20 protein-coding genes are annotated in these 24,237 nt (G+C 69.4%); 8 read left to right on the forward strand and 12 right to left on the reverse strand.

Translation table 11 applies throughout. The annotated features are described in order from the left end of the window. Positions 1 to 38: 38 nt before the first annotated feature. Positions 39 to 1,514, reverse strand: a complete 1,476-nt coding sequence (locus NGH83_RS08700) for an MFS transporter (protein ID WP_251855869.1) — start codon at positions 1,512 to 1,514, stop codon at positions 39 to 41. Beyond that, complete coding sequence (locus tag NGH83_RS08705; RefSeq protein WP_251855870.1) at positions 1,514 to 2,554, reverse strand: zinc-binding dehydrogenase; 1,041 nt, start codon at positions 2,552 to 2,554, stop codon at positions 1,514 to 1,516. The genes NGH83_RS08700 and NGH83_RS08705 overlap by 1 nt, the downstream gene beginning before the upstream one ends. A gap of 187 nt (positions 2,555 to 2,741) precedes the next feature. Between NGH83_RS08705 and NGH83_RS08710 the strand changes: the two genes are divergently transcribed. Continuing rightward, positions 2,742 to 3,113, forward strand: a complete 372-nt coding sequence (locus tag NGH83_RS08710; protein ID WP_251855871.1) for a DUF2255 family protein — start codon at positions 2,742 to 2,744, stop codon at positions 3,111 to 3,113. A gap of 554 nt (positions 3,114 to 3,667) precedes the next feature. On the opposite strand, the gene NGH83_RS08715 is transcribed toward NGH83_RS08710, so the two are convergent. Beyond that, positions 3,668 to 4,087 (reverse strand): arsenate reductase ArsC, encoded by a 420-nt coding sequence (locus NGH83_RS08715; protein WP_251855872.1) that lies wholly within the window; start codon positions 4,085 to 4,087, stop codon positions 3,668 to 3,670. Between the two features lie 53 nt (positions 4,088 to 4,140). On the opposite strand from NGH83_RS08715, the gene NGH83_RS08720 reads away from it, so the two are divergent. Next, a complete protein-coding gene (locus NGH83_RS08720) occupies positions 4,141 to 4,779 on the forward strand; it encodes a LysE family translocator (RefSeq protein ID WP_251855873.1) in 639 nt (212 codons plus the stop codon). A gap of 76 nt (positions 4,780 to 4,855) precedes the next feature. Next, positions 4,856 to 5,590, forward strand: a complete 735-nt coding sequence (locus NGH83_RS08725) for a hypothetical protein (RefSeq protein ID WP_251855874.1) — start codon at positions 4,856 to 4,858, stop codon at positions 5,588 to 5,590. Between the two features lie 12 nt (positions 5,591 to 5,602). Here the strand turns inward: NGH83_RS08725 and NGH83_RS08730 are convergent, their stop codons facing one another. Beyond that, positions 5,603 to 6,253: a GNAT family N-acetyltransferase gene (locus tag NGH83_RS08730; protein ID WP_251855875.1), complete on the reverse strand. Its 651-nt coding sequence runs from the start codon at positions 6,251 to 6,253 to the stop codon at positions 5,603 to 5,605. Between the two features lie 146 nt (positions 6,254 to 6,399). Between NGH83_RS08730 and NGH83_RS08735 the strand changes: the two genes are divergently transcribed. Beyond that, positions 6,400 to 7,143 (forward strand): response regulator transcription factor, encoded by a 744-nt coding sequence (locus tag NGH83_RS08735; RefSeq protein WP_305881795.1) that lies wholly within the window; start codon positions 6,400 to 6,402, stop codon positions 7,141 to 7,143. Further along, on the forward strand, positions 7,140 to 8,636 hold the full coding sequence (locus NGH83_RS08740) for a cell wall metabolism sensor histidine kinase WalK (protein WP_251855876.1): 1,497 nt from the start codon (positions 7,140 to 7,142) through the stop codon (positions 8,634 to 8,636). Before NGH83_RS08735 ends, NGH83_RS08740 begins: the two co-directional genes overlap by 4 nt. A gap of 107 nt (positions 8,637 to 8,743) precedes the next feature. Here the strand turns inward: NGH83_RS08740 and NGH83_RS08745 are convergent, their stop codons facing one another. The 5 genes from NGH83_RS08745 to NGH83_RS08765 form a co-directional block, all read right to left on the reverse strand. After that, positions 8,744 to 11,209, reverse strand: a complete 2,466-nt coding sequence (locus NGH83_RS08745) for a transglycosylase domain-containing protein (protein ID WP_251855877.1) — start codon at positions 11,207 to 11,209, stop codon at positions 8,744 to 8,746. Between the two features lie 150 nt (positions 11,210 to 11,359). Next, positions 11,360 to 13,591 (reverse strand): glycoside hydrolase family 3 N-terminal domain-containing protein, encoded by a 2,232-nt coding sequence (locus NGH83_RS08750; protein ID WP_251858496.1) that lies wholly within the window; start codon positions 13,589 to 13,591, stop codon positions 11,360 to 11,362. Positions 13,592 to 13,673: 82 nt separating this feature from the next. Continuing rightward, on the reverse strand, positions 13,674 to 14,549 hold the full coding sequence (locus tag NGH83_RS08755) for a carbohydrate ABC transporter permease (protein WP_251855878.1): 876 nt from the start codon (positions 14,547 to 14,549) through the stop codon (positions 13,674 to 13,676). Continuing rightward, positions 14,546 to 15,583: a carbohydrate ABC transporter permease gene (locus NGH83_RS08760; RefSeq protein ID WP_251855879.1), complete on the reverse strand. Its 1,038-nt coding sequence runs from the start codon at positions 15,581 to 15,583 to the stop codon at positions 14,546 to 14,548. Before NGH83_RS08760 ends, NGH83_RS08755 begins: the two co-directional genes overlap by 4 nt. Positions 15,584 to 15,598: 15 nt before the next feature. After that, positions 15,599 to 16,882: an extracellular solute-binding protein gene (locus NGH83_RS08765; RefSeq protein ID WP_251855880.1), complete on the reverse strand. Its 1,284-nt coding sequence runs from the start codon at positions 16,880 to 16,882 to the stop codon at positions 15,599 to 15,601. Positions 16,883 to 17,077: 195 nt separating this feature from the next. On the opposite strand from NGH83_RS08765, the gene NGH83_RS08770 reads away from it, so the two are divergent. Both NGH83_RS08770 and NGH83_RS08775 read left to right on the forward strand, forming a co-directional pair. Then, positions 17,078 to 18,073 (forward strand): LacI family DNA-binding transcriptional regulator, encoded by a 996-nt coding sequence (locus NGH83_RS08770; RefSeq protein ID WP_251855881.1) that lies wholly within the window; start codon positions 17,078 to 17,080, stop codon positions 18,071 to 18,073. A 50-nt stretch (positions 18,074 to 18,123) separates the two neighbouring features. After that, positions 18,124 to 19,650 carry a glycoside hydrolase family 43 protein gene (locus tag NGH83_RS08775; RefSeq protein ID WP_251855882.1) on the forward strand — a complete coding sequence of 509 codons (1,527 nt, stop codon included), beginning with the start codon at positions 18,124 to 18,126 and terminating at the stop codon, positions 19,648 to 19,650. Positions 19,651 to 19,811: 161 nt separating this feature from the next. On the opposite strand, the gene NGH83_RS08780 is transcribed toward NGH83_RS08775, so the two are convergent. From NGH83_RS08780 to NGH83_RS08790, 3 genes are all read right to left on the reverse strand, one after another. Continuing rightward, positions 19,812 to 21,092, reverse strand: coding sequence for an MFS transporter (locus tag NGH83_RS08780; RefSeq protein WP_251855883.1), 1,281 nt, complete (start codon positions 21,090 to 21,092; stop codon positions 19,812 to 19,814). A gap of 99 nt (positions 21,093 to 21,191) precedes the next feature. Then, positions 21,192 to 22,160, reverse strand: coding sequence for an alpha/beta hydrolase (locus NGH83_RS08785; protein WP_251855884.1), 969 nt, complete (start codon positions 22,158 to 22,160; stop codon positions 21,192 to 21,194). Next, positions 22,157 to 23,182, reverse strand: coding sequence for an alpha/beta hydrolase (locus tag NGH83_RS08790; RefSeq protein ID WP_251855885.1), 1,026 nt, complete (start codon positions 23,180 to 23,182; stop codon positions 22,157 to 22,159). Before NGH83_RS08790 ends, NGH83_RS08785 begins: the two co-directional genes overlap by 4 nt. Positions 23,183 to 23,261: 79 nt before the next feature. On the opposite strand from NGH83_RS08790, the gene NGH83_RS08795 reads away from it, so the two are divergent. Next, positions 23,262 to 24,236: a LacI family DNA-binding transcriptional regulator gene (locus tag NGH83_RS08795; protein WP_251855886.1), complete on the forward strand. Its 975-nt coding sequence runs from the start codon at positions 23,262 to 23,264 to the stop codon at positions 24,234 to 24,236. Position 24,237: the final 1 nt, after the last annotated feature.

A 24,237-nucleotide genomic window follows, 5' to 3' on the forward strand; every position in this document is an offset into this window, starting at 1 on the left:
GCGTTCCTTTCGTCGGGGCTGGTTGTGAGGGCTGGTCGTCAGGGCTGGGCGTCGAGACTGGTCGCCGAGCCACCTCGGGTCGCGGTCGCCTGCGAGGCGACGAAGTGCGCAGGGGGCTCGGAGAGCCGACGGCGACGGGCTCGGTCGCCGGGCACGATGAGTGCCAGGCATACCGTGAGACAGAGGGCGAGAAGCACGGCGCCCGCGGTGAGCGCGGCGGAGACGGCGCCAACCGCCGCTCCCCCGTCGTTCGCGAAGGGAGCGGCGACGGCGACGAGAACGCCGAGCCCCACCGACATGCCGAGCTGGTGGAAGGTGTTCACCAGTCCGGACGCCGCCCCCGCATCCTCGTCGCGCACGCCGGCGATCCCGGCGGAGGTCAGCGGGGCGAACACCAGCCCCTGGCCCGCACCGATGACGACCATCGGCGCGGCGACGCTCAGGAGGTAGTTGCTGTCCGCGTCGAGGCGGCTGAGCCAGAACATTCCGACGAGGGTGAGGGCCACTCCGGCGAGAAGGGGCGGCGTCTCGCCGAAACGGCGGGTGATGCGCGGGATTGCCATCGCGACGGCGAAGTTCACCACGGTCATCGGCAGGAAGCCGATACCCGCCTGCAGCGGGTTCAGCCCCAGGATGTCCTGCAGGTACTGGGTCGTGAAGTAGAAGAACCCGATCATGGCGCCCATGTAGAGCATCCGCGCGAGGTAGGCGCCGGTGCGGATCCTGCTGGCGAACAGACGCAGCGGCATGATCGGCTGGGCGGCCCTCGCCTCGTTGACCACGAGCGCGACGAGGAGGAGCACTCCGACGGCGAGCGCCCCGAGGGTGACCGGCGACGTCCAGGACGTATCCGCGGATTCGATCACCGCGAGGACGATGGCGCCGATCCCGAGGGTGGTGGCCACCGCGCCGAATGCGTCGAATCGGCCCTGACTGCGCGCCGACTCGGGAAGGAAGCGCGGGGCGAGGAGGATCATCGCGATCCCGATCGGCACGTTCACGAAGAATCCGGCCCGCCAGGAGATCCAGTGCGCTAGGGCTCCCCCGACGACCAGCCCGAGGCTCGCCCCGATGCCGGCGGTCGCTCCGTACAGGGCGACCGCGCGCGACCGTTCGCGTCCTGCGGGAAAGCTCGAGGTGATGAGCGACAACGACGACGGGGCGACGATCGCCGCGCCGACGCCCTGCAGGGCGCGGCCTCCGATGATCCACCAGTCGCTCTGAGCGAGGCCGATGAGAAGTGACGCGGCCGAGAAGACGACCAGGCCGAACACGAACACGCGGCGGCGGCCGAGGAGGTCGCCGGCGCGCGCACCGAGCAGCAGCAGCCCGCCGAACACGAGGGTGTACGCGTCCTGCACCCACGAGAGCTCCCCCGCGCCCAATCGCAGGTCGTTCTCGAGGCTCGGCAGCGCGGTGAAGATCACCGAATTGTCGAGCAGGATCATGAAATAGCTGAGCAGGACGATCGCGAGGATCGCCCCCTTGTGTGCGGCGGGCTGCTGCGCACGCATCAGAAGGTGACCAGGACCTTGAGCGCCTCTCGCGCATCCATCGACGCGTATCCGGCAGGGACTCCGTCGATGGTGACGCTGCTGTCGAACACCCGGCCGGGGTCGATCTCGCCGTTCAGCACCTGCGGGATGGCCTGCTCGAGGTAGGCGCGCACCGGCGCGGGGCCGCCCGTGAGGGTGACGTTCTTGCCGAACAGCGAACCGAATCCGATCGGAGCCTCCTCGTATTGCGGAACCCCGACGCGCGAGATGACGCCGCCCGGGCGGACGATGCCGAACGACTGCTCGTACGCGGGCATGTGTCCGACCGCTTCGAGCACGACGTGCGAGCCTTCGCCGCCGGTGAGCTCCAGCACCTTCGCGATGCCCTCGTCGCCGCGTTCGGCGACGACGTCGGTGGCGCCGAACTCGATGCCGAGGTCGGTTCGCGCCGTGTGCCGCCCCATCAGGATGATGCGCTCGGCACCGAGCTGACGCGACGCCAACACCGCCGACAGACCCACGGCACCGTCGCCGATCACCGTGACGGTCTTCCCCTCGGTGACACGGCCCATGTGCGCGGCGTGGTACCCGGTGAGGTAGACGTCGGAAAGCGTGAGCAGCGACGGGAGCAGGTCGCTCGTCTCGTCGATGCCGGGAACGACGACGAGGCTGCCGTCGGCCTGTGGGATGCGGGCGAGCTCCGCCTGGAGCCCGCCGATCTCACGGCTGCCGTAGAAGCCGCCGTGCACGCACGAGGTGTGGAAGCCTTCGCGGCAGAAGACGCAGGTGTTGTCGCTGAACGCGAACGGGGCGATCACGAAATCGCCCTTCTTCAAGGTGGTCACAGCGGAGCCGATCTCCTCGACCACGCCGATCAGTTCATGCCCCATCGGGGTGCCCTGCTCGCCGTGCTCCATCGTGTGGAACGGGTGCAGGTCCGATCCGCAGACGCAGGCCCGCACGGCGCGGACGATCGCGTCGGTGGGGGCGACGATGACGGGGTCGGGCACGGTCTCGACGCGGACGTCGCCGGCGCCGTACATGAATGTGGCTCTCATGGATTCCTTCGGTTCGGGTCGTCGCGCAGCATTCGCGACCGTTCCATCCCAACCGAGGCCGCTCACGTGCGGGAGGCCCTGTCGTAGCAGGCACTGACAAGGCCTCCCTCGCGGCGGCGCTCCGACGTACGTTCTGCGGGAAGGGACGCGGAAGACGCCGCGTCCCTCGCAGACGAGAGGGCAGGCGATGAGCAGCTGGAGCGACGCGGACCTCGCGACGTTGGATCGGGTCGGAGAGATCCGCATCGCCGGTCGGCGCGACGACGGGTCCACGCGGAAGCCGGTCATCATCTGGCACGTCGTCGTCGATGGAGTCCTGTACGTGAGGTCGGTGCGCGGCACCGCCGGCGGCTGGTACCGGGGCGTCGCACGGCGCTTCGAGGGGACCATCGAGTGGGACGGCGCGCCGCACGCGGTGACCTTCGTGCTCGATGGATCGCGTGACGACGAAGTCGACGCCGCCTACTTCGCGAAGTACGGCCGCGGCTCCTCGAGCCAGGCGATCACGTCCGCCACGGCGAAAGCGACCACCCTGCGAGTGGAGCCGGCTGCCGCATAGGGCGCGGCACCACGGTCTCGATGCGCTGCGCTTACTCGACCCGTTTCGATACGCTCCTTCGTCGCTACTCAACGACCGGTTTCAGGGCCCGCCCGTTGAGCGAAGCGATACGAAGGGCCATACCTCCAACCGGTCGTCGAGTAGGGCCGCCAGGCCCGTATCGAGACGGCTTGAGTAAGCGAGGAACGAGCGCATCGAGAGCGCGCGCTGTGGTCTCGATGCGCTCCGCTTACTCGACCCGTTTCGATACGCTCCTTCGTCGCTACTCAACGACCGGTTTCAGGGCCCGCTCGTTGAGCGAAGCGATACGAAGGGCATGACTCCCCCACCCGGTCGTCGAGTAAGCGAAGCGCACCGAGACGGCTCGAGTAGCGAGGAACGAGCGTATCGAGAGCACAGCGCCACGGTCGCGGGTTTCGCCCGGTCGCTGAGGAGGCCGTTCACGGCCGTCGCGATGCGACGCGAGTCGGTCGGTGTGCTGACAGTGAAGGGGGATGCGCAGTTCCTCGCATCGCGACGGCCTGGCGGGTCTCCTCAGCGAGCAGAGTGACGCGCTACGGGCGACCGGCGGAAGGCACCTCGAGGTCGGCGAGCAGGGCCTCCACCCGGGCGCGGATGGCGTCGCGGATGGGGCGGACCGTATCGAGCCCCTGGCCCGCAGGGTCGTCGAGTTCCCAGTCCTCGTAGCGCTTCCCCGGGAAGAACGGGCAGGCGTCGCCACAGCCCATGGTGACGACCACGTCGGCGGCGCGCACCGAGTCGGGAGTGAGCAGCTTCGGCGTCTCGTTCGCGATATCGATGCCCTCTTCGGCCATCGCCGCCACCGCCACCGGATTGATGCCGTCCGCCGGTGCCGACCCGGCGGAGAAGACATCGACCGCGCCGCCGCTCAGAGCCGCGAGATATCCCGCCGCCATCTGCGAGCGACCCGCGTTGTGGACGCAGACGAACAACACGGAGGGCTTCGCGCTCATCCCATCAGCGTAGCTCCGCGGCCGGCCACCGTACGGGGCTTAGCCTGCCTCCCGTGGACATCCCCCAAGCGCTCCTCGGCTTCACCGTCGTCGCCGCCCTGCTCACGATCGTGCCGGGAATCGACACCGCCCTGGTGCTGCGCTCGGCGATCGGCCGCGGTCCGGTCGCGGCCATGGTCACGGCCGCCGGAGTCGGCACCGGAACCCTCGTCTGGGGTGTTGTCGCCGCGGTCGGTGCCTCCGCGGTCCTCGCCGCATCCGAGACCGCGTACCGGGTGCTCACTCTCGCCGGCGCCGCCTACATGATCTGGCTGGGCGTCTCCATGTTCGCGAAGACGTTCCGACCGGGCGCCGCCCACTCCCCCGACACGCTGCCGACTCCGGCCCGAGCTGGGCTGTGGCGGGCGTGGGCGACCGGCGCGGGCACGAACCTGCTCAACCCGAAGGTCGGCGCGTTCTACCTCGCGACCATCCCCCAGTTCATCCCGGCGGGCACGTCGCCGATCCTGATGGGCGTCGCGCTCGCCGCCATCCACTTCGCGCTCGGCCTCGTCTGGGCCGGGATCATCGTCGCCGCGTCGAGAGCGGCGTCGCGGTGGTTGCAGAACGCCAAGGCGGTGAAGCTCGTCGACCGCATCACCGGGGGCGTGCTGGTCGCCTTCGGCGTGCGGCTCGCCCTGCAACCCCACTGACGGCCGGCGGGCCTCGGTCGCCGATGTCCGCGCGTCAGAGCCGTCGGCTGCGGGGGGCTCGCCCTAGGTTGAGCGCATGAGGACTCCGGATGTTCGCCGCTGGACCGGGCTGTCGGCTCTCGCCGTCGCCCTGTTCCTCGCCGTCGAGGCGATCACCAAGCTGACCATGCCCCCGCGTCCGCAGCTCGACGACTCCGATGCACTCGTCGCCTACGCGCAGGCCTCCAGCTCGCAGACCTTCATCGTGATCCTCGCCGACACGTTCGTGATGGCGTTCCTCATCGTCTTCCTCGCGAGCTTCCGGCAGCTGATCAACCGGGCACGACCCGATGTCGAGTGGCTCGCCGACCTCGCGTTCGGCGCCGGGCTCGTGTTCATCGCGGTCACCCTCGTCGGCGACGCTATGGACGGCGGCGCAGCGCTCGACACGCTGGGGCTCACCCCGGATCCTTCGGCCATCCGGACGCTGATCGAAGGGCACGCGATCATGTTCGGCTCGACCGGCGCCGTGCTGCTCGCGCTCGTCTCGGCCACCGCCGCGTACCTGACGTTCCTGTCCGGAGCCGTGCCGCGGTGGACGGGCTACCTCGCTGCGGCGACGGCCGTGTCGAACCTCGTGTGGGCGCCGCTCGGGTTCACGGGCACGTCGCCCACGAGCTTCTTCGCGACGGGCGGGGCCGGTAACGCGATCCTCGCCATCTTCCCGTGGCTCGTCTGGGTGTTCTGCGTCGGCATCACGACGGTGCGCGGCGCGCGTCCCGGGACTGCCCGCTCCGGTGGGCCGAAGGCCGTCGCCGACGCGGCGGTGTGACGCCGGCGCAGGTCAGCGGCGGCGCAGTCGGTCCCAGTCGGCGCGGGTGAGAGTATGCCGGGTCGCGCTCACCTGCACGAAGCCGAGCCGACCGGCGAGCGCCCGTGAGCGGAGGTTCTCCGGACGGATCTCCGCGTGCACCACGGTGACCGCCAAGCGCAGGAAGGCGAGAGCGAGGGCGGCATCCGCCGCTTCGGCGGCGTAGCCCTTGCCCGTGTAGGCGGGGTTCAGCACCCAGCCCATCTCTGCCGAGCGTGTCGCGGCGCGGACGTCGCGCAGGTGCAGAGACACGTCGCCGATGACGACCCCATCGAACTCGACGGCCCAGGCGGCGAAGTCGTCGGCCTGCTCCAGCCGGACGTGACGGGTGCGGTCTCGCAGGTGACGCCGGGACTGACGGGCGTCGCGGGTCGGCCAGCGCAACCCGTCCCGGACACTCGCCGACGACTGCAACGCGAACCAGTCCGCGGTGTCCGACATGCGGTGCCGGCGCAGGACGAGCCGGTCGGTGTCGACCCGCCGCACCAGGAGAGGGCGCTCCACCCTGTCGCCGCGCAGGAACCGAGGACGTCGCACTCCGAGCGCGCGAGCGATGCGACGTACGCCGTCGGAGAGGGATGCGACCTGGGGTCCGTTCGGGAAGGCGGGCCGAGCTGTGGTCATCCGCCGACAGTAGGCGGCTCGGGCAAGCGCGTTCTGTGGCTTCGTGTGCGGTTGATGTGAAGCCCTGCTCCCCGGACAGCGGCGGTCGAAGGGCCGACTACAGTTGGCGCGTGTCGGCAGCAGAACCCGAGCAGAGCGTCTCGACCATGGAGCGCAGGCGAGCCGTCCTCGCCCAGCTTCCGCGCATGCACCGGGCCGACGGCACACCGATCCGGGTGCTGCTCGTCGACGACGAACGGGTGCTCACCGATCTCGTCAAACTGGCGCTCGGTTACGAGGGCTGGGTCGTCGACGTGACGCTCACGGGCCGCGCGGGCATCGAACGCTACAAGTCGCTCCGCCCCGACGTCGTGGTGCTCGACATCATGCTGCCCGACCTCGACGGTCTCGCGGTGCTGTCCGAGATGCGCGCGCTCGGCCGATCGACGCCGACCCTCTTCCTCACCGCCAAGGACTCGATCGACGACCGCATCGTCGGGCTCACCGCAGGCGGCGACGACTACATGACCAAGCCGTTCGCTCTCGAGGAGCTCGTCGCGCGGCTTCGCGGTCTGCTCCGTCGCACCGCCGAGCAGGTCGTCGAGGAGGACCCCATCCTCGTCGTCGGCGACCTCGTGCTCGACGAGAGCAGCCACGAGGTCACCCGTAGCGGCGACCCGATCGCCCTCACCACGACCGAGTTCGAACTGCTGCGATACCTGATGCGCAACCCGAAGCGGGTGGTCAGCCGAGCGCAGATACTCGACCGGGTGTGGAACTACGACTTCTCGGGTCGGGTGAACATCGTCGACCTCTACGTCTCATACCTGCGCAAGAAGATCGACGCCGAGCGCAAACCGATGATCCACACGGTCCGCGGTGTCGGCTATGTGCTGAGGCCCACCGAATGAGCCACCGACGACGTCCGACGACGTTGCGGCGCCGTTTGATGTGGGGCGTCGTCGGCTACCTGTCCGCGGTGCTCGTCGCGGTCGGCGCCGTGAGCCTCGTGACGGTGACGACGACCACCGCGAGCGTCGCGGACAACCAGCTGACCGCGTCGCTCGACGGCTTCGAGCACACCGTCCGCAAGGTGACCGACAACCCGGACCGTCGGCTCGGCAAGCCGCTCGTCGACTTCGTCGGCCAGGCGCCCGGCTCGGTGATCGCCCTCGTACGCGACGGCCAGGTCGTGGACTCGGCATCCTTCTCGTCGGAGGATCCGTCGCGCCTCGGTCCAGCCGCGGTCGCACAGCTGGAGACCTCCGACTTCACGGACGAACGCAAGCACACGGTGAGCCTCGCCGGGATGGGCGACTACCGGGTCGACAGCGTCGTGACGCCGCGCGGCGACGTCCTCATCGCCGGAGTCTCGCTCGCGGTGCAGCGCGCGGCGATCATGCAGGAGGCGATCACGCTCGCCGTCATCGCGTTGCTCGCGGTGGGAATCGCGGCGGTCGGCACCGTTCTCATCGTCCGCCGGAGCCTGCGTCCCCTCGATCGGGTCGTCGCGTCGGCGGCGGAGGTGACGCGCATCCCGCTCGACCGCGGCGAAGTCGCCATCCGTGAACGCGTCGTCATCCCGGACACCGACCCGCGCACCGAGGTGGGTCAGGTCGGCGAAGCGCTCGACAAGCTCCTCCACCACGTCGACGACGCCCTCGCCGTGCGCTCGCAGACCGATCGACGGATGCGCCGCTTCATCACGGACGCGAGCCACGAGCTGCGGACCCCCCTGGCCGCGATCCGCGGCTACGCCGAGCTGACCCGGCAGGACAGCGACCGGCTCCCCGAGATGACCGAGTACGCGCTCGCACGGATCGAATCCGAGTCACGACGGATGTCCTCGCTGGTGTCCGACCTGCTGCTGCTCGCGCGCCTCGACGAGGGCCAGGACCTGCACCTGGCGCCACTCGATCTCGCGAGCATCGTGGCCGACGTCGTCAGCGACGCGCGCGCGGCCCATCCCGACCACCGGTGGGCCGCGGAGCTGCATGACGATCACGTCGCCCTCGTCGGCGACGCGGAGCGGATGCATCAACTGGTCGTGAACCTGCTGACCAACGCCGCGACCCACACACCGCCGGGATCGTCGGTCGTCGCGGCGTTGCGGATCGACGGCGACACGGCGGAGCTGACGGTGCGCGACGACGGACCCGGTATCGACCCGGAGGTCCTGCCGGAACTGTTCCAGCGCTTCACCCGGGCGGATCTCGCCCGCACCCGAGACGCCGGAAGCACCGGACTCGGGCTGGCGATCGTCGCGTCGATCGTCGACGCCCACGGCGGCACGATCGAGGCGGCGAACGACGAGGCCGGCAGCGTGTTCACCGTTCGGCTGCCGCTCGAGTCGCAACCGACTGAAGAAGCCGCGGACACGGATCCGGTCGTCGTCGGCGGCTGATCCCCCGACCGGTCCTCAACCCCCGCGAGCGCGGTGTGTTGCTGCGAGCGCTGGTGTTCAAACATCCGCGCTCGCAGCAACACACCGCGCTCGCTGGGGTCGTCAGTTCAGTCGTCGTCCTCGTCGTCGCCGTCGCCGTTGCCTCCGCCGCCGGGGCCGCCGTTTCCTCCGAACGGGGTCGGCACCCCGTTCTGCGCCTGCGAGCCGTTCGAGGTGTAAAGGGTGACGGTGCCGCCGCGTCCGCCGGACGCTTCCGCCGCCACCACGGTGCCGGCCAGCTGATCGGAGTCGCGGGCGCCGCCGTCGCGCACCGTGAAGCCCGCCCTTTCGAGCACGTCCGTCGCGGCGTCGAGGGTGAGTCCCGTCACGTCCGGCACGCTCACCTGCGATCCGCGCAGCAGCTGCTGGGACGGCTCCGGCAGGGGGTCTCCGCCCCACTTCGCGTTCGCGACCGACATCACGGCGGGGAAGATCCGGTGCCGCTTGACCGCGGCCTGCTCGCCACCCAGTCGGTACTCGCGCTGGTTGACGAACCCGGTCACGTTGTAGACGCCGCTCACCGTCGCCGCCTTCGTGGTCGCGCCGCTCATCCATGTCGCGTACGCCTCGTCGGTCGTGCCCGTCTTGCCGAAGGTCGGCGCGGACGGGTCGAGCCGCCCGCTCGACGTGGCCCCCGTGCCGTCCTCGAACGCGTTCTCGAGCGCGTACGCCGCCGTGGCCGCGACCGCAGGGTCGAGCACCTGCTGGCACTGGTTCGCCGGGAGGGGCACGTCGGATCCGTCGGGGGCGACGATCCGCTCGATGGCGGTCGGCGGGCAGTAGAGGCCGCCCGCGGCGATCGTGGCGAAGGCGCCCGCCATCTGCAGCGGGGCGACCTCGTTGGTGCCGAGCACGTCGGCGGGGTTCTTCAGCAGTTCGCCCGTGCCGACGGCTCCGGTCGCCGCGTCGACGATCGCACCCTGATCGGCGCGGTGCACGCCCATCGACGCCGCGGTATCGCGGATGCCGCAGAGATCGAGTTCGTTCGCCATGGCAAGGAAGCCGGTGTTCTTCGATGTCACCGTGCTCTGCAGCGCACTGATCGAGCCGGGGCTGTCGTTCTCGTCGTTGCGAGGGCGGTACGACTCGCCCACGGTGATAGAGCCGCCGTCGACGCAGGAGTCCTGCCAGGTCGACCCCTGCCAGTCTCGCACCCTGCCGTCGACGGTCTCGTTGAGGCCGTGCCCCTCCTTCAGCCACTCGAGCAGGGTGAAGATCTTGTAGGTCGACCCCGGCTGGAAACCGGTCGAGCCGCCCATCTCGTAGTCGGCGTTGAAGTTGACCGCGCTGTAGCTCGGATCGCTCGCCAGCACTCCCGGGTCGTCCGAGTAGATCTTGTTCTGGGCCATGGCCCGGATCTTGCCCGTTCCCGGTTCGACGGTGACCACGCTCGCGCCGATGTCGAAGTCGGCGAGCGTCATGGGGACGTTGTCGTTGATGGCCGACTCGGCGGCGGCCTGCAGGTCCATATCGAGGGTCGTGTAGATGTCGTATCCGGACGTGATCAGCGATTGCAGGCGCTCGTCGGCCGTGTCGCCGAAGAACCCGTCGGTCGTGATCGCGCGGCGGACGTAGTCGCAGAAGAAGCCCGCCTGCCCCGCGGCCGAACACCCGACCGTCGGTTGCACGATGTTGGGCTCGACGGGAGCCGCGACCGCGTCGTCGTGCTCCTGCTGGGTGATCATCCCCTCGGTCAGCATGCTGCCGAGGATGTAGTCGCGGCGGGTCTTGTTGGCCGCGTAGCCGTTCTCAGCACCGTTCTCGGGGTCGTCCGCCTGGTCGAGTCGGAACCGCTCGGGGTTGTTCACGATGGCGAGGAGGCTCGCCGCCTGCGGCAGGGTCGCATTCGCCGCCGTCGTGCCGAAGTAGTAGTTGGCGGCCGCTTCGACGCCGTAGACGGTGCCGCCGAAACCCGCGATGTTGAGGTACCCCATCAGGATCTCGTCCTTGGTGTAGCGCTTCTCGAGACCGATCGCGTACTTCATCTCCTGCACCTTGCGCGACTCGGTCGTCGCGGTCGCCTTCTCGTAGGCGGCGGTGATCTCGTCCTGATCGGTGAGGTTGCGGATGGCGTTCTGGATGTTGACGTTCTTGACGTACTGCTGCGTGATGCTCGACCCGCCCTGCACCGATCCGCCGAGGATGTAGGTGTTCACGATGGCGCGGACGGTGCCCTGCAGATCCACTCCCCCGTGGTCGTAGTAGCGGGGGTTCTCACCGGCGATGGCGGCGTCCTTGACGAAGCCGTTGACCTGCTCCGGACCGACCTCGACGCGGTTCTGGTTGTAGAAGTAGGCGAGGAGATGCGCGGAGCCGTCGGCGTTCGTCGCATACACGTTGGTGCGCTGCGACAGCGGCTGGATCTCGAGGTAGTCGGGCAGGTCCTCGAACACGCCGATCGTGCTGTTCGCGGCCGCCCCCGACAGCGCGATCGCGGGGGTGACCGCGGCGGTGGCGAGCACGCCCGCGGCGACGCTCAAACCGATGAAACCGAGGAGACCGCCGACGCGGCCTCCGAGGGACGAAACGGGCACGAGGCTCCTCTCCAGCGGACACAGTAGGCAGACGCGGAGGCTCGACCCTGCCGAAACGGTCCGATCCAAAGGGGTCTCACACGAAACCTCGGCGTCTACTCATGTGCGCCTGCGAGCGCCGCGCCGCCTCCCGCCACTCGTTCGCCCGTGTCAGAGGCCTCGGACGACTCGCGTCACGACCTCGCGGCGGTCGGTCGGAAGGACCTCGTGCACCGACCCGTCGACCACGGTGGTCGCAACGGTCTCCTTGTCGGCACTGGAAGCTCCGACCCAGAACTCGATCTCGCCGGGTTCGACGATGCGACGCAGCTTCGCGTCCGAGAACGCCAGCCGCGTGGTCGGAACGTCGAACACGACCTCCGCCTGCTCGCCCGCCTCGAGCGCGACCCGTGCGTACCCGACGAGTTGCGCCAACGGGCGAGTGACCGACGCGACGACGTCGTGCGAGTAGAGCTGCACCACGTCGACTCCCGCGCGCTCTCCGGTGTTGCGGACGCGGACCCGCGCCTCGAAGGCGCCGCCGGCCGAGATGACCGGCGCCACCTGCAGATCCTCGTGCGAGAACGTCGTGTAGCCGAGCCCGAAACCGAACGGCCGCACCGGGGTGCTGTCGGCGCTGGTGATCTCGTTGGCGGCCCCGAGCGGCGGATGCAGGTAGCTGAACGGCTGCGCTCCGGCCGAGCGCGGGAGAGAGACGGGCAGCCGTCCCGACGGGAAGACATCGCCCGAAATGATCGAGGCGAGGGCGCTACCGCCCTCCTCGCCGGGGAAGAACGCCTGCAGCACCGCGGCGGCGGTCGCCGTGCCGTCGAGCGCCCAGGCGAGTTCGTAGGGACGCCCGGAGAGCACGACGAGCACCACCGGCGTTCCCGTGGCGATGACGGCCTCGACGAGTTCGCGCTGCACGCCCGGCAGGGCGAGCGACTCGACGTCGTTGCCCTCCCCCACCGTGCCTCGGCCGAAGAGACCGGCGCGGTCGCCGACGGCGACGATCGCCACCTCGGCCTGCGCGGCTGCGTCGACGGCGGCGCCGAAGCCGGCGCGATCGAGGCCTTCGACCTCGGCGCCTTGTTCGACCGTGATCGTCGCGCCCGGATACCGCGAGCGCACGGCCTCGGCCAACGAGGGCGCGTCGAAGCCGAGCTCGGTGCCGGGGTGGTGCGCGAGCACGTGGTTCGCGAACGAGTAGCAGCCCATCAGCGATTCGGTGCTGTCGGCGTTGGGGCCGATGAGGGCGATGCGGCGCGGTTCCGCGAGCGGAAGAGTTCCATCGTTCGAAAGCAGCACGATCGACTCCTCGGCGAGTCGGCGGGCGATCCGTCGGTGCTCGCTCGAGTCGAGGTCGATCTCGGTCGGCGGCGAATCGAAGGTCTCATCGAGGAGACCGAGCCGTTCTTTCTGCTCGAGCACGCGCAGCACTGCGCGGTCGACGAGCGCCTCGGGCACATCGCCGGCACGGACCGCCGCGGCCAACGGCGCGAGGTAGGCGTCGCCGCTCGGCAGTTCGACATCGATCCCTGCGGTGAGGGCGAGCACCGCCGCGTCGCCGTCCGACGCGGCGATCGCGTGCATGGTCCTGAGGAAGGCCACGGCGAAGTAGTCGGACACCACCACACCGTCGAAGCCCCACTGTTCACGCAGGAGGTGGGTGAGCAGCTCCGCCGACGAGGCGACGGGCACCCCGTCGATCTCGGCATACGAGTTCATCACCGAGCGCACTCCCCCGTCGCGCACCGCCATCTCGAAGGGAGGCAGGAACACGTCGGCGAGTTCACGCGGACCGGCGTGGACGGGCGCATGGTTGCGCCCCGCCTGCGACGCCGAGTACCCCACGAAGTGCTTGAGCGTGGCATCGACTCCGCTGCTCTGGAGCCCCTTCACGTAGGCGGTTCCGATCGTGCCGACGACGTGGGGGTCCTCAGCGATGCACTCATCGACGCGACCCCAGCGCGGGTCGCGGATGACGTCCAGAACCGGAGCGAGGCCCTGGTGGATGCCGAGATCCCGCATCGGCTGCCCGATCGAGCGAGCCATTTCCTCGACCAGTTCTGGGTCGAAGGACGCTCCCCACGCGAGTGGGGTGGGGAAGGTCGCCGCCTTCCACGCCGCGAGTCCGGTGAGGCATTCCTCGTGCACGATGGCCGGGATGCCGAGCCGGGTCTTCTCGCGCAGACGCCGCTGCTCGCCCCACAGCCACGCGGCTCGATCGACCGGGTCGACCGGACGGGTGCCGTAGACACGGGTGAGGTGGCCGATGCCATGGGCCGTCGCCTCCTCATAGCTGGCGGAGCTGCCCATCTCGCCGGCCATGGGGGCGACGATCTCATCGCCCTGGTCGACCCAGTACCCGACCAGTTGGGCGAGCTTCTCATCGAGCGTCATCGCCTCGAGGAGTCCGAGAACCCTGCTCGAGGGCTCGGTCGTAGTGGACGACCTCTGGTCGTCGAGAATGGTCACGAGCGGGTCAGCCTTTCACGGCGCCGGTGAGGCCGCCGACGATGCGCCTCTCGAAGAGGCTGAAGAAGATGAGCGCCGGGATCATCGACAGCGCGGTGAACGCGAGCACCCGCGCGGTGTCCACCGAGTACTGCGACGCGAACGCCTGCGTACCGAGGGGCAGCGTGTAGGCACCCTCGTTGTTGAGGATGAACAGCGGCAGGATGTACGAGTTCCAGCTGTTGATGAAGGCCAGGATCCCGACGGTGATGACTCCCGGAAGCGACAGTGGGAGCATCATCCGCCAGAAGAAGCCGAGTCGGCTCGCCCCGTCGATCGAGGCCGCCTCCTGCAGCTCGTTCGGGATCGCCGACAGGAACGGCACCAGGATGATGATGGTCGTCGGCAGAGCGAACGCGATCTGCGGCAGGATGACGCCCGCGAGCGAGTTCATCAGGCCGAGGTCGCGGACCAGGATGTAGAGCGGGGTGATCGCCACCGTCATCGGGAACATCAGTCCCGCCGTGAACAGGGCGTAGATCGCGCCGCGTCCGCGGAACCGGTAGCGGGCAAGAGCGAACGCAGCCATGAGCCCCAGTCCGACGACGACGGCCGTGGTGCTGAGCGCGGCGATCGCCGAGTTGCCGACCTGACCCCAGAACAGCCCGCTGCCGAGCACGTCGCCGTAGTTCTGCCAGTTCCAGACCGTGGGGAAGCCCGACGGGTCGACCGTGATCTCGGAGTTCGAGCGGAAGCCGCCGAGCACCAGGTAGCCGACGGGCGCGAGCATCAGCACGACGAGCACGAGGGCGACGAGGTAGATCACGCCGTTACCCCGCCGGGTCTGCCCCGGCACCGGACGGCGCGGCGCGCGCGGGGCGAGAAGGCTGGTCGCGGCGGTCATTTGACCCCTCCTGTGATCGCACCGGCGGTGTCGCGTCGCAGCAGGAACCGCTGATAGAGCAGAGCGACGACGAGGGAGATGATGAACATGACGACCGCGACGGCGCTGCCGTAGCCGTAGCTGCCCGCGTTGCGGCCGTTCGCGACCATGTAGGTCGCCATGGTCGACGTGCCCGCGGTCGAGGCGACGTACTGGCCCCAGATGATCCAGACGAGGTCGAATAGCTGCAGCGAGCCGATGATCGACAGGAACGCCCAGATGCGCACGGTCGGTCCCATGAGCGGCAGCACGATGTGCCGCTGGACCTGCCAGTAGCTGGCGCCGTCGATGGCCGCCGCTTCGGAGAGTTCCTCGGGGATGCCCTGCAGCCCCGCGAGGAAGAGGATGACGGCGAAGCCGATGTACTTCCACGTGATGATCACCATCAGAGTCCAGATGGCGATGTTCGGGTCCGAGATCCAGTCGGCGGCGAAGGCGCCGAGGCCGACCTTCTCAAGTGCGCCGTTGACCGCTCCGCTCGACTGCAGCATCAGCCCCCAGCCGAGGCCGACGACGACCTCGGAGATCACATAGGGGACGAAGATCAGCACTCGGATGGTCGATTGGAAGCGCAGCTTGCGGTTGAGCAGCAACGCCAGACCGAGTGCGAGCGGGCCCTGCAGCACGAGTGAGGCGATCACGATGAACGCGTTGTGACCGAGCGCCTCGTGGAAGGCCGGATCGGTGAGGATCGTGACGTAGTTCTTCAGCCCGACGAAGTCGACGGGAGCGCCGTAGCCCGCCCAGCTGAAGAAGCCGTAGTAGGCGGCCATCACGACCGGGAAGATCACGAAGGCCAGGAAGATTAGGAGTGCGGGGCCGAGGAGGAGCGCGAGCTCCCCGCGGATCACCCAGCGCCGACGCCTGATCGAGTCCGACGGGCGGCGGGTGGGGGTGCCGCCGGTGGGCGGTGACGTCTGTGCGTCACCGCCCACCGGGGCGAGGCTCCCGGACGCGAGGTCCGCGGGAACAGTGCGCTCGCGCACGGAAGCCATCTACCTATCCCTCTCTCAGGACTTCGCGGCGGCGTCGTTCACGGCGTCGACGATGGCCTGCGGCGATCCCTTGCCTGCGAAGAGGTCGACGACCGCGACGTTGAGCGCATTGCCGACGTTCTGCCCGTAGAGGGTGTCGAGCCAGAGCACGACGTAGGGCGCCTCGTTGTAGGCGGCGAGCACGTCCTTCAGGGCGGGGTCGGTGACGACGCTCTGCGCTTCGGTCGACGCGGGCAGCGTCTGGAAGGCGTCGGCGTAGGCCTCCTGGTTCTCCTTCTCGACCATGAAGTTGAGGAAGTCCACGCACGCGGCCGGGGCGTTGACCCAGCAGGTGAAGCCGTCGACGCCGCCGAGCATGGCGCCGGGCTCGCCGTCGCCTCCGTCGACCTCGGGGAAGGCGAACCACTTCAGGTCGGCGAGCGGCTGCTGGTCGGGGGTGAGCGAGGCGATGACCCCGGGATTCCAGGCGCCCATCAGCTCCATGGCGGCCTGGTGGTTGGCGAGGAGCCCGGCCGACGAACCGGCGCCCTGCTGAGCGGCGGTGGTGAGGAAGCCGTCGTTGAAGGGCGATGACCCCAGGAACGATTCGAGGTTCTCCCCTGCGGTGAGCCAGCAGGGATCGTCGAAGGAGCGTGATTCGGCTGCCTCGTCGAGGGCGTCCTTCGAGCAGGCGCGCAGCGCGAAGTTGTAGTACCAGTGCGCCGCGGGCCAGGCATCCTTCGCACCGACGGCGATCGGGTCGATTCCCGCCCCGGCGAGCTGCTCATCGACCGACTCGAGCTCGTCGATCGTGGTGGGAGGCGCGGCGACGCCCGCCTCGGTGAAGAGGTCGGACGAGTAGTAGATGCCGGAGGGCAGCACCGAGACGGGCATGCCGTAGTTCTTGCCGTCGAATTCGAAGGCGCTGAGCGCGCTGCCGACCACCGATCGCGTCTCCTCGGAGATGCCCTCGGTGATGTCCATTGCCTGTCCGGCCTTCACGACGTCGGCGAGCTTGCCGCCGCCTCGGGCCAGGAAGACGTCGGGGGCGTCGCCCGAGTTGAGGGCGGTCTGCAGCTTGCCGTCCATCTCCTCGTTCTGGATCGCCTGGACCTCGATCGTGACGCCCGGGTTGGCCTCTTCGAATGCGGCCGCGGTGTCGAGCCAGTACTGCTTGCCGTCACCGGTGGTGGAGTTGTGCCAGAAGGTGAGCGTCGTCGACCCGTCATCGCCTCCACCGGCGCCGCCGCTGCAGCCGGCGAGCGCGAGCCCGCTGACGACGAGGAGCGCCGATCCTGCGAGGAACTTCCTGCTTTTCATGTGATTCCAACCGTTCTCTTCATCGAGGTGCATCGGAGATGCAAGGGGGTGCAGGGAGCCCGCCGACGCGCTTTCCGGATCTCGAGCGACTTCGCTCGTGACCACTCCGGTCGGCTGGACGTGGGCAACTATCGCAACGAGGCGAAACCATGTCAAACGTTTTCGAAAACCTTTTCCATCTGTACAGTCGGCTCTATGACGCGGCGAGCGACGATCCAGGATGTAGCGGCTGCGGCCGGCGTCTCGGTGGCCAGCGTGTCGAAGGCGGTGAACGGCCGCTACGGGGTTTCGTCGGAGATGACCGAGCGCGTGATGGCCGCCGTGGAGCGGCTCGGGTACGAGTCGAGCCTCGTTGCGAGCAGCATGCGATCGCGTCGCACCGGCGTGATCGGCGTGCTCGTCGCCGACTTCGAGCCGTTCTCGGCCGAGGTCCTGAAAGGAGTCGCGCGAGCGCTCGCCGACACCTCATACGATCTGCTCGCCTATAGCGGCTCGCATCAGCACGGAGCCGGCTGGGAACGTCGTTCGCTCAGCCGCCTGAGCGGCACACTCATCGACGGCGCCGTGATGGTGACTCCCTCGGTCGTCGGGGTGGCAGCCGATGTCCCGGTCGTCGCCATCGACCCTCACACCGGTCGCGGCGAGCTGCCGACCGTCGAGTCCGACAGCTACAACGGCGCCCGCCAGGCGACCGATCACCTGATCGAGCTCGGTCATCGCCGCATCGGGTTCATCGCCGGCCGCCCCGATCTGCGCTCGGCCGTGGCCCGAGAACGCGGCTACCGCGACGCTCTCACCGCGGCGGGAATCGGCTTCGACGCCGCTCTTATCGGGGTGGGCCGATACGAGGAGGACATCGCACGCGACGCAGCCCGACGGATGCTCGCCCTGCCGACGCCGCCGACCGCGATCTTCGCCGCGAACGATCTCTCCGCGCTGTCGATCATCGCCGTCGCCCGTGACCTCGGGCTCTCGGTTCCCGCCGACCTCTCGGTGATCGGCTTCGACGATGTGCCCGAGGCCGCCCGCGCCGATCCGCCGCTGTCGACGGTGCGGCAGCCGATCCAGCGGCTCGGCGAGGCGGCCACCCGCCTGGTGCTGGAGCTCATCGCGGGTGGCACCCCGGAGATCACGCACTTCACGCTTCCGACCCGGCTGGTGGCCCGAGCCACCACCGCCCCTCTGCGCTGACCGCGTCCGGTCCCCCGCAGTCCGCCCCCAAACTCGAACGAAGGAGTTCCGTGGGTCGCTATGAGAACCCGATCCTGGCGGGATGCCACCCCGATCCGAGCATCTGCCGGGTCGGTGACACCTACTACCTGGTCACCTCCACCTTCGAATACCTTCCCGGCCTGCCGATCCACGCGTCGAAGAACCTCGTCGACTGGGAGTTGATCGGGCACGCCATTCATCGGCCCGAGCAGCTCGACCTCCGCGGCCTCGAGTCGTCGCGGGGGCTCTACGCGCCGACGATCCGCGCCATCGGGGACTTGCTCGTCGTGGTGTGCACCGCGGTCGGCCCCGACGACGGCAGCTGGACCGGTCGGACCGGTCACTTCCTCGTCACCGCCTCCGACGCTGCGGGTCCATGGTCGGACCCGGTCTGGATCGACGATGTGGGCGGGTTCGATCCGTCGATCACCGTCGACGGCGATCGCGTCTGGCTCTGCGGGACCCGACCGCCCGAGCCGATGCGGTGGCCGGGCGAGACCGAGGTGTGGCTGGCGGAGCTCGAACTCGCGACGGGACGACTGCTGACCGAGCCGATCGTCGTCTGGCGCGGCGCGGACTCCCATGCCGTGTGGGCGGAGGGTCCGCACATCGTCGCTCGACCCGGGGGCGGCTGGATGCTCGTCGCCGCCGAGGGCGGAACGGATACGGACCATGCGGTGGTCGTCGCCTACGCGGATGAGATCACCGGACCCTACGTCGGGGACACCGGAAATCCGCGACTCACGCACCGCGATCTCGGCGCGACCGCCCCCATCAACAGCGTCGGTCACGCCGACGTGGTCGACACCCCCGATGGGCGCGCGTTCGCGACGGTCCTGGCCCTCCATGCCGTCGACGGGCGCCGTGGCCTGCTCGGTCGCCGCACATCGCTCGTCCCCGTCGACTGGGAGGACGGCCGCCCGCTGTTCGCGCCGGGCGTGGCTCGAGTCCCGCCGGTCGTCGAGACGGACGGCGTGCCGGACGCGGTCACCGCGTCCCGTGTGTTCATCGACGATTTCGAGTCGAAGACGCTACGACCGGAGTGGACGTCCGTCGGACGATTCCCGAGCACCTTCGTCGACCTCGCCGCACGAGCCGGTCATGCGCGACTCGACGGCGGCGCCCATTCCACCTCCATCGAACGCGTCTCCGCACTGCTGACACGTCTCCCGTCCGAGCGAACGGCGATCGAGGCGGTCATCGACCTAGTCCCGGGCGGGGACGAGTTTCGCGCCGGGCTGCTGCTGCGCGTATCGGAGCGCAACCATCTCGAGTTCACGGTCGGACGTGACGGCGGTGTCGAGGCGAGCCTCCTCGCCCACGGGGACCGCCATCCCGCAGGCGTCGGCACCGTTTCCATCGACGGACCCGTCCGACTCGGAATCGACATCACCGATCTCGTCGCGTCGTGTCACGTCTCGGGGACCGTGATCGCAACGGCGGACGTATCGGCTCTCGCTCCTGGCCCGCCGACCGGCTTCGTCGGCGCCTGGGTCGGCGTCGTCGCGGTCGGAGACGGGTACTGCGACGTCGATCGGGTGGACCTCCGCTGGTGACGACTGCCACTGACGAGCGAACCGCTCCCGCCGACCGCCGCCGCTACACGGATCAGGAGTTCGTCCACCGATCAGGAGAAATCGGCTGATCTCTCCTGATCCGTGTGCGAGTTGCCCGGTTTCCGAGCAGAACTCCTGATCCGTGCACCGACCGGGTGCGGTTACTTCACGGCCTTGATCGGCAGCACGGCCAGCCCGCCGAGCACGCCGATCACGATCGCCGCGATGAACAGGGCCGTGTAGTTCTCGGTTCCTCCGCCGATCGCGAGCAGCGGGATCGCGATGATCGGCACCAGTACCTGCGGCACCTGGTACGACAGCGACACGATGCCGAGGTCCTTGCCCGCCTCTTCGAAGGTCGGCAGCACCTCGGTCATCAGCGCCACGTCGACCGAGACGAAGGCACCCTGAGCGGCCCCCACCAGTGCCATCGCGATGAGGAACGTCGACAGGTCGGGTGACAGCGCCGCGCCGATCAGGCCGCCGGCGGAGAGGAGCGCCGACACCCAGACGATCGCCTTGCGTCGACCGGTCTTGTCCGAGATCCAACCGAAGATGATCGTCGTCACGATGCTCGACGCCGTGTAGGCGATCAGCACGGTCGCGAGCGCGCCCGACGCCTCCTCCTTCGGCACGTCGAGCCGGTCGATGATGAAGAACAGCAGGTAGATCGAGACGGTGACGATCGACATGGTCACGAGTAGCCGGCACATCCACGCCCAGAAGAAGTCGCGGTACGCGACCGGGTCGAGCCGGTAGGTCGAGAGCACGTCGGACCACTTCCACGGCTCGGGCTTGTCGGTGCGCACGATGTCGTGCAGCCGGAAGTACAGCAGCACGCTGAAGACGGTGCCGATGACGCCGGGGACGATGAACCAGGTCCACTGCTGGTCGTTCGGCAGGGCCGCGATGATCAGCGAGCCGCCGATGATCGCGATGGCGTTCGCGGCGCTCGCCGCCGCCGAGACTCTGGCGCGGATGCGGAAAGGAATCTGGTCGGCGAGCAGCGCGTGGATCGCCGCGTTGGTCGCGCCGTAGCCGATCTGCGCGATCGCCCAGCCGATGACGACCTGCCAGAGGTCGGCCGAGAACGCGAGCACGACGACGCCCGCCATGCCGACGAGCGCGCCGCCGAGGATCCACGGTCGCCGCTTGCCGAGCCGCGACATCGTCCGGTCGCTGAACCGGCCGAACAGCGGCGTGATGATCATCACCACGACCCCGCCGAGGGCCGCGACGATCGACAGGTTCAGGCCTTTGGTCTCGTCGTCGAGGAAGGCGAAGACCTTCGGGATCGATGCACCGATGAGCGTGCTCAGTACGATGCTGAGGCCGAACCAGGCGGCCACGAAGGCGAAAAGGAAGCCGCGCGGTTGCGGACCTCCCGGGATGACTTCGGGGCCGACGGCGCCGATGGGATCGAGTGCGGTGGATTGGGACAACGGTGTCTCCTTCGTGTGTTGCGGCGCGTTTTCACGCAGGGGGTACCGCCGAGGCGGACCTCGTGCGGATGCATCGGATGGTGCGAGTCGGTCGACGGCTCAGGCGGCGGGTCCCGCGGAGTAGGCGGCCTGAAGCAGCGCGGCGTGGCGTTCCTGCCATCTCCGGGCGCCGTCGAACGCCGCGGTGATGCCGGGGGCGCCGTGCAGGTGCCCCTCGCCGACGACGAGTTCGACGGTTACTCCGGCGACGCGCAGGCGCTCGGCGTATTCGAGCCCCATGTCGCGCAGCAGGTCGTGCTCGGCGACGAAGATCAGATGCGGCGGCAGGCAGGTGAGGTCGTCGACGTCGAGCGGACCGATGTTGCGGTCGGCGGGCCCGTCGGGTCCGACGTAGAAGGCGAGGATCGTCTCCAGTTCGTCGAGTCCGAAGCCCGAGGCGTAGTCGACCGCCGACTGGCCGACCGCTCGGGTCGCTGTCGGCGGCACCTCGAGGTCGACGTGGATCAGGGTGTCGTCCCCCGCGTCGCGTAGCCGCAGCGACGTGCTCGCCGAGATACCCGCGCCGGCGGAGTTGCCGCCGATGCCGAGGCGGGTGGGGTTGACGCCGAACTGGTCGGCACGGGCGACCAGGTCCGCCAGCGCGGCGACCGCGTCCTCGACGGCGGCCGGGTACGGGTGCTCCGGAGCCAGCCGGTAGTCGAGCGAGAAGATCTGGATGCCGCTGTCGGCGGCTCGACGCGCGAGCAGCCGGTCGTTGAGGATCTCGTCCGGCGTGCCCGCGAAGAACCCGCCGCCGTGCAGCCACAGCTGAGTGGGCGCCGACGCCGGCATGGTCGCCGACCGGTACCGCCGTGCGGGGCGCCCGCCGAGCTCGATCGCGGAGATCTCGATCGACTCGGGCGCCGGCAGCGTGAAGTCCACGGCGAGAGCATCCGAGAGTTCGCGGTCGGCGGCACGACGCGTCACCGGATCCGCGCTGCCGAGGCCGGGGATCGTCGGGGCGAGCTCTTCGATGCGGGCGATCCAGCGACGCAGGCCGGGGTCGAGATCGATATCGGACAGGTTCATCGAGCGCCTCCCGGCGTTGGATAGGGAACGGGTTGGTCGTGCAGGGTTCGGAGTGTGGCGACGATGTCGCGGTGCAGGTGGTCTGCGGTGGCGGAGTGACGCTGATATCCGGCCGAGCCGTGATTCTGGCCGATGAGGCGGATGCAGGAGACTGGTACCCCCGCCTCGCCCAGCGCTCGTGCGAAGGCCTCGCCGTCGCCGCGCAGCGCGTCGAGTTCGGCCGTGTAGATGACGGTCTGCGGCATGCCAGCGAGCGAGGGGGCGAGCAGCGGGCTGGCATAAGGGTTGCGCCGTAACGCCGTGGTTTTTCCGAGGTATTGCGTGACGATCGTGCCGGCCAGCTTGCGGAAGAGGAAGGCGGGGATGCCCGGCTGCGATGCCATATGCCGCATCGTCATGTCGAGTAGCGGCACTTCGAGCAGCAGAAGCCGCACCGGACGGTTCGCCCGGTCGCGGTTCATCAGCGCCGTCGCCGTGGCCAGGTTGCCGCCGGCCGACCCGCCGCCGAGCGCCATGCGCTCGGGGTCGCCGCCGAGCTCACGCGCATGCTCGGCCGCCCACTCGAACACGGTCCAGCACTGCTCGGGCTGCGCCGGGAACTTCACCTCGGGAGCGTGCGAGTACTCCCCCGCGACGACGATGACGCCGGCGTCATGAGCACGCTCGCGGAAGCGGGCATCCCACGACACCCAGTCGATGCCCGCGATCTCGAATCCGCCGCCGAAGAAGTAGACGAGCACGGGCAGGCCGGGGCCCTCCGTCGTAGCGGCGGGGCGCTCGGTCGTCGGCCAGTACACGCGCAGCCGCACGTCGGGGTGGCCTGGCACCGGCAGCGTGTGCTCCTCGGTCGCGACATCGATCGGCTCGATGCCGAGCTCACGGGACATGATTGGGTCGAAGGCCGCGGCGTCGGCGCGGCGCTGCTGCGCGGTCTTGCCCTGAGGGGCGGTCTGGAGCGGCTTCAGGCGCGCTTCGACAGCGGCGGCGAACGCATCCAGACGGGGCTTGCGGAACGACTTCACGGTTCGAACTCCTTCGGTCGGATCCCATGGTGCGGCTGTCGAAGCACTTCGATGAAGTAATTTTGTTCGCGTGTCGAAGGTGACGATCTATACGGTCGCCGAGCGGGCCGGCGTGAGCATCTCGACGGTCTCGCTCGCCATCAACGCGCCGCATCGCGTCAGCTCGGCGACGCGTGCTCGAGTCGTCGCGGCGGCCGGCGAGCTGGGATACCGCGCCGGTGTCGGGCCGCGCGGCTCGGCCGGCGGCACCCGCGTCGCGGTCGCGGCGCCGTTCAGCACCTACGCCACGTACTTCCGTCGGTTCTCGGGGATGCTCGTACGGGCGCGCGAGACGGCCATCGATCTCGAGGCGCACGACCTCGAGTCGGCGGCGTCCGTCGCGGCACCGCTGCTCGACGCCCTCCCCGCCCGTCGTGGCATCGACGGGCTGATCCTCATGGGGGTTCCGCTCGGCAGCGCCGCGCTGCGCGCCTCCCGCGAGTCCGCCCTGCCTCTCGTCTTCATCGACGTGCGGCGTGCGCGTCCGGTGGGCAACGACGTGCCGTCGGTGCACATCGACGACGAGGAGGGCGGCCGCCTCGCGGGTGCGCACCTCGCCGCGCTCGGGCACACCCGCACTGTGTATCTCGGCGAGCCGCAGCGATCGCAGGACTACGTCTCGGCGGGCATGCTCCGGATGCAAGGCGCCCGAGAGCACCTCGACGTTCAGATGGTGACGGTGCCGTTGCACGGCGACCCGACCCCGGCGCTGAAGCAGGCGCTGTCGGGCTCGGGTGCTCCGACGGCGATCATGGCGAACCACGACGAGCTCGCCTCGCGGGCCTGGCGGGCGGTGACGGCGCTCGGATTACGCGTGCCCGACGACGTCGCGATCGTCGGCTACGACGACGGGCCGCTCGCCGAAGGGCTGGGGCTCACCACGGTGCGGCAGCCGTTCGAGGAGTCGGGTCGAGTCGCGCTCGACCTGCTGCTCGGCGCATCGACGGGCGGTGGCGGCGCCGCGGTGCGCAGAGTGGATATGGTGCCGTCGCTCGTGGTGCGAAGCAGCACCTGAG

This window comes from Herbiconiux sp. L3-i23 (genome assembly GCF_023734115.1).
Classification (GTDB): Bacteria; Actinomycetota; Actinomycetes; order Actinomycetales; family Microbacteriaceae; genus Naasia.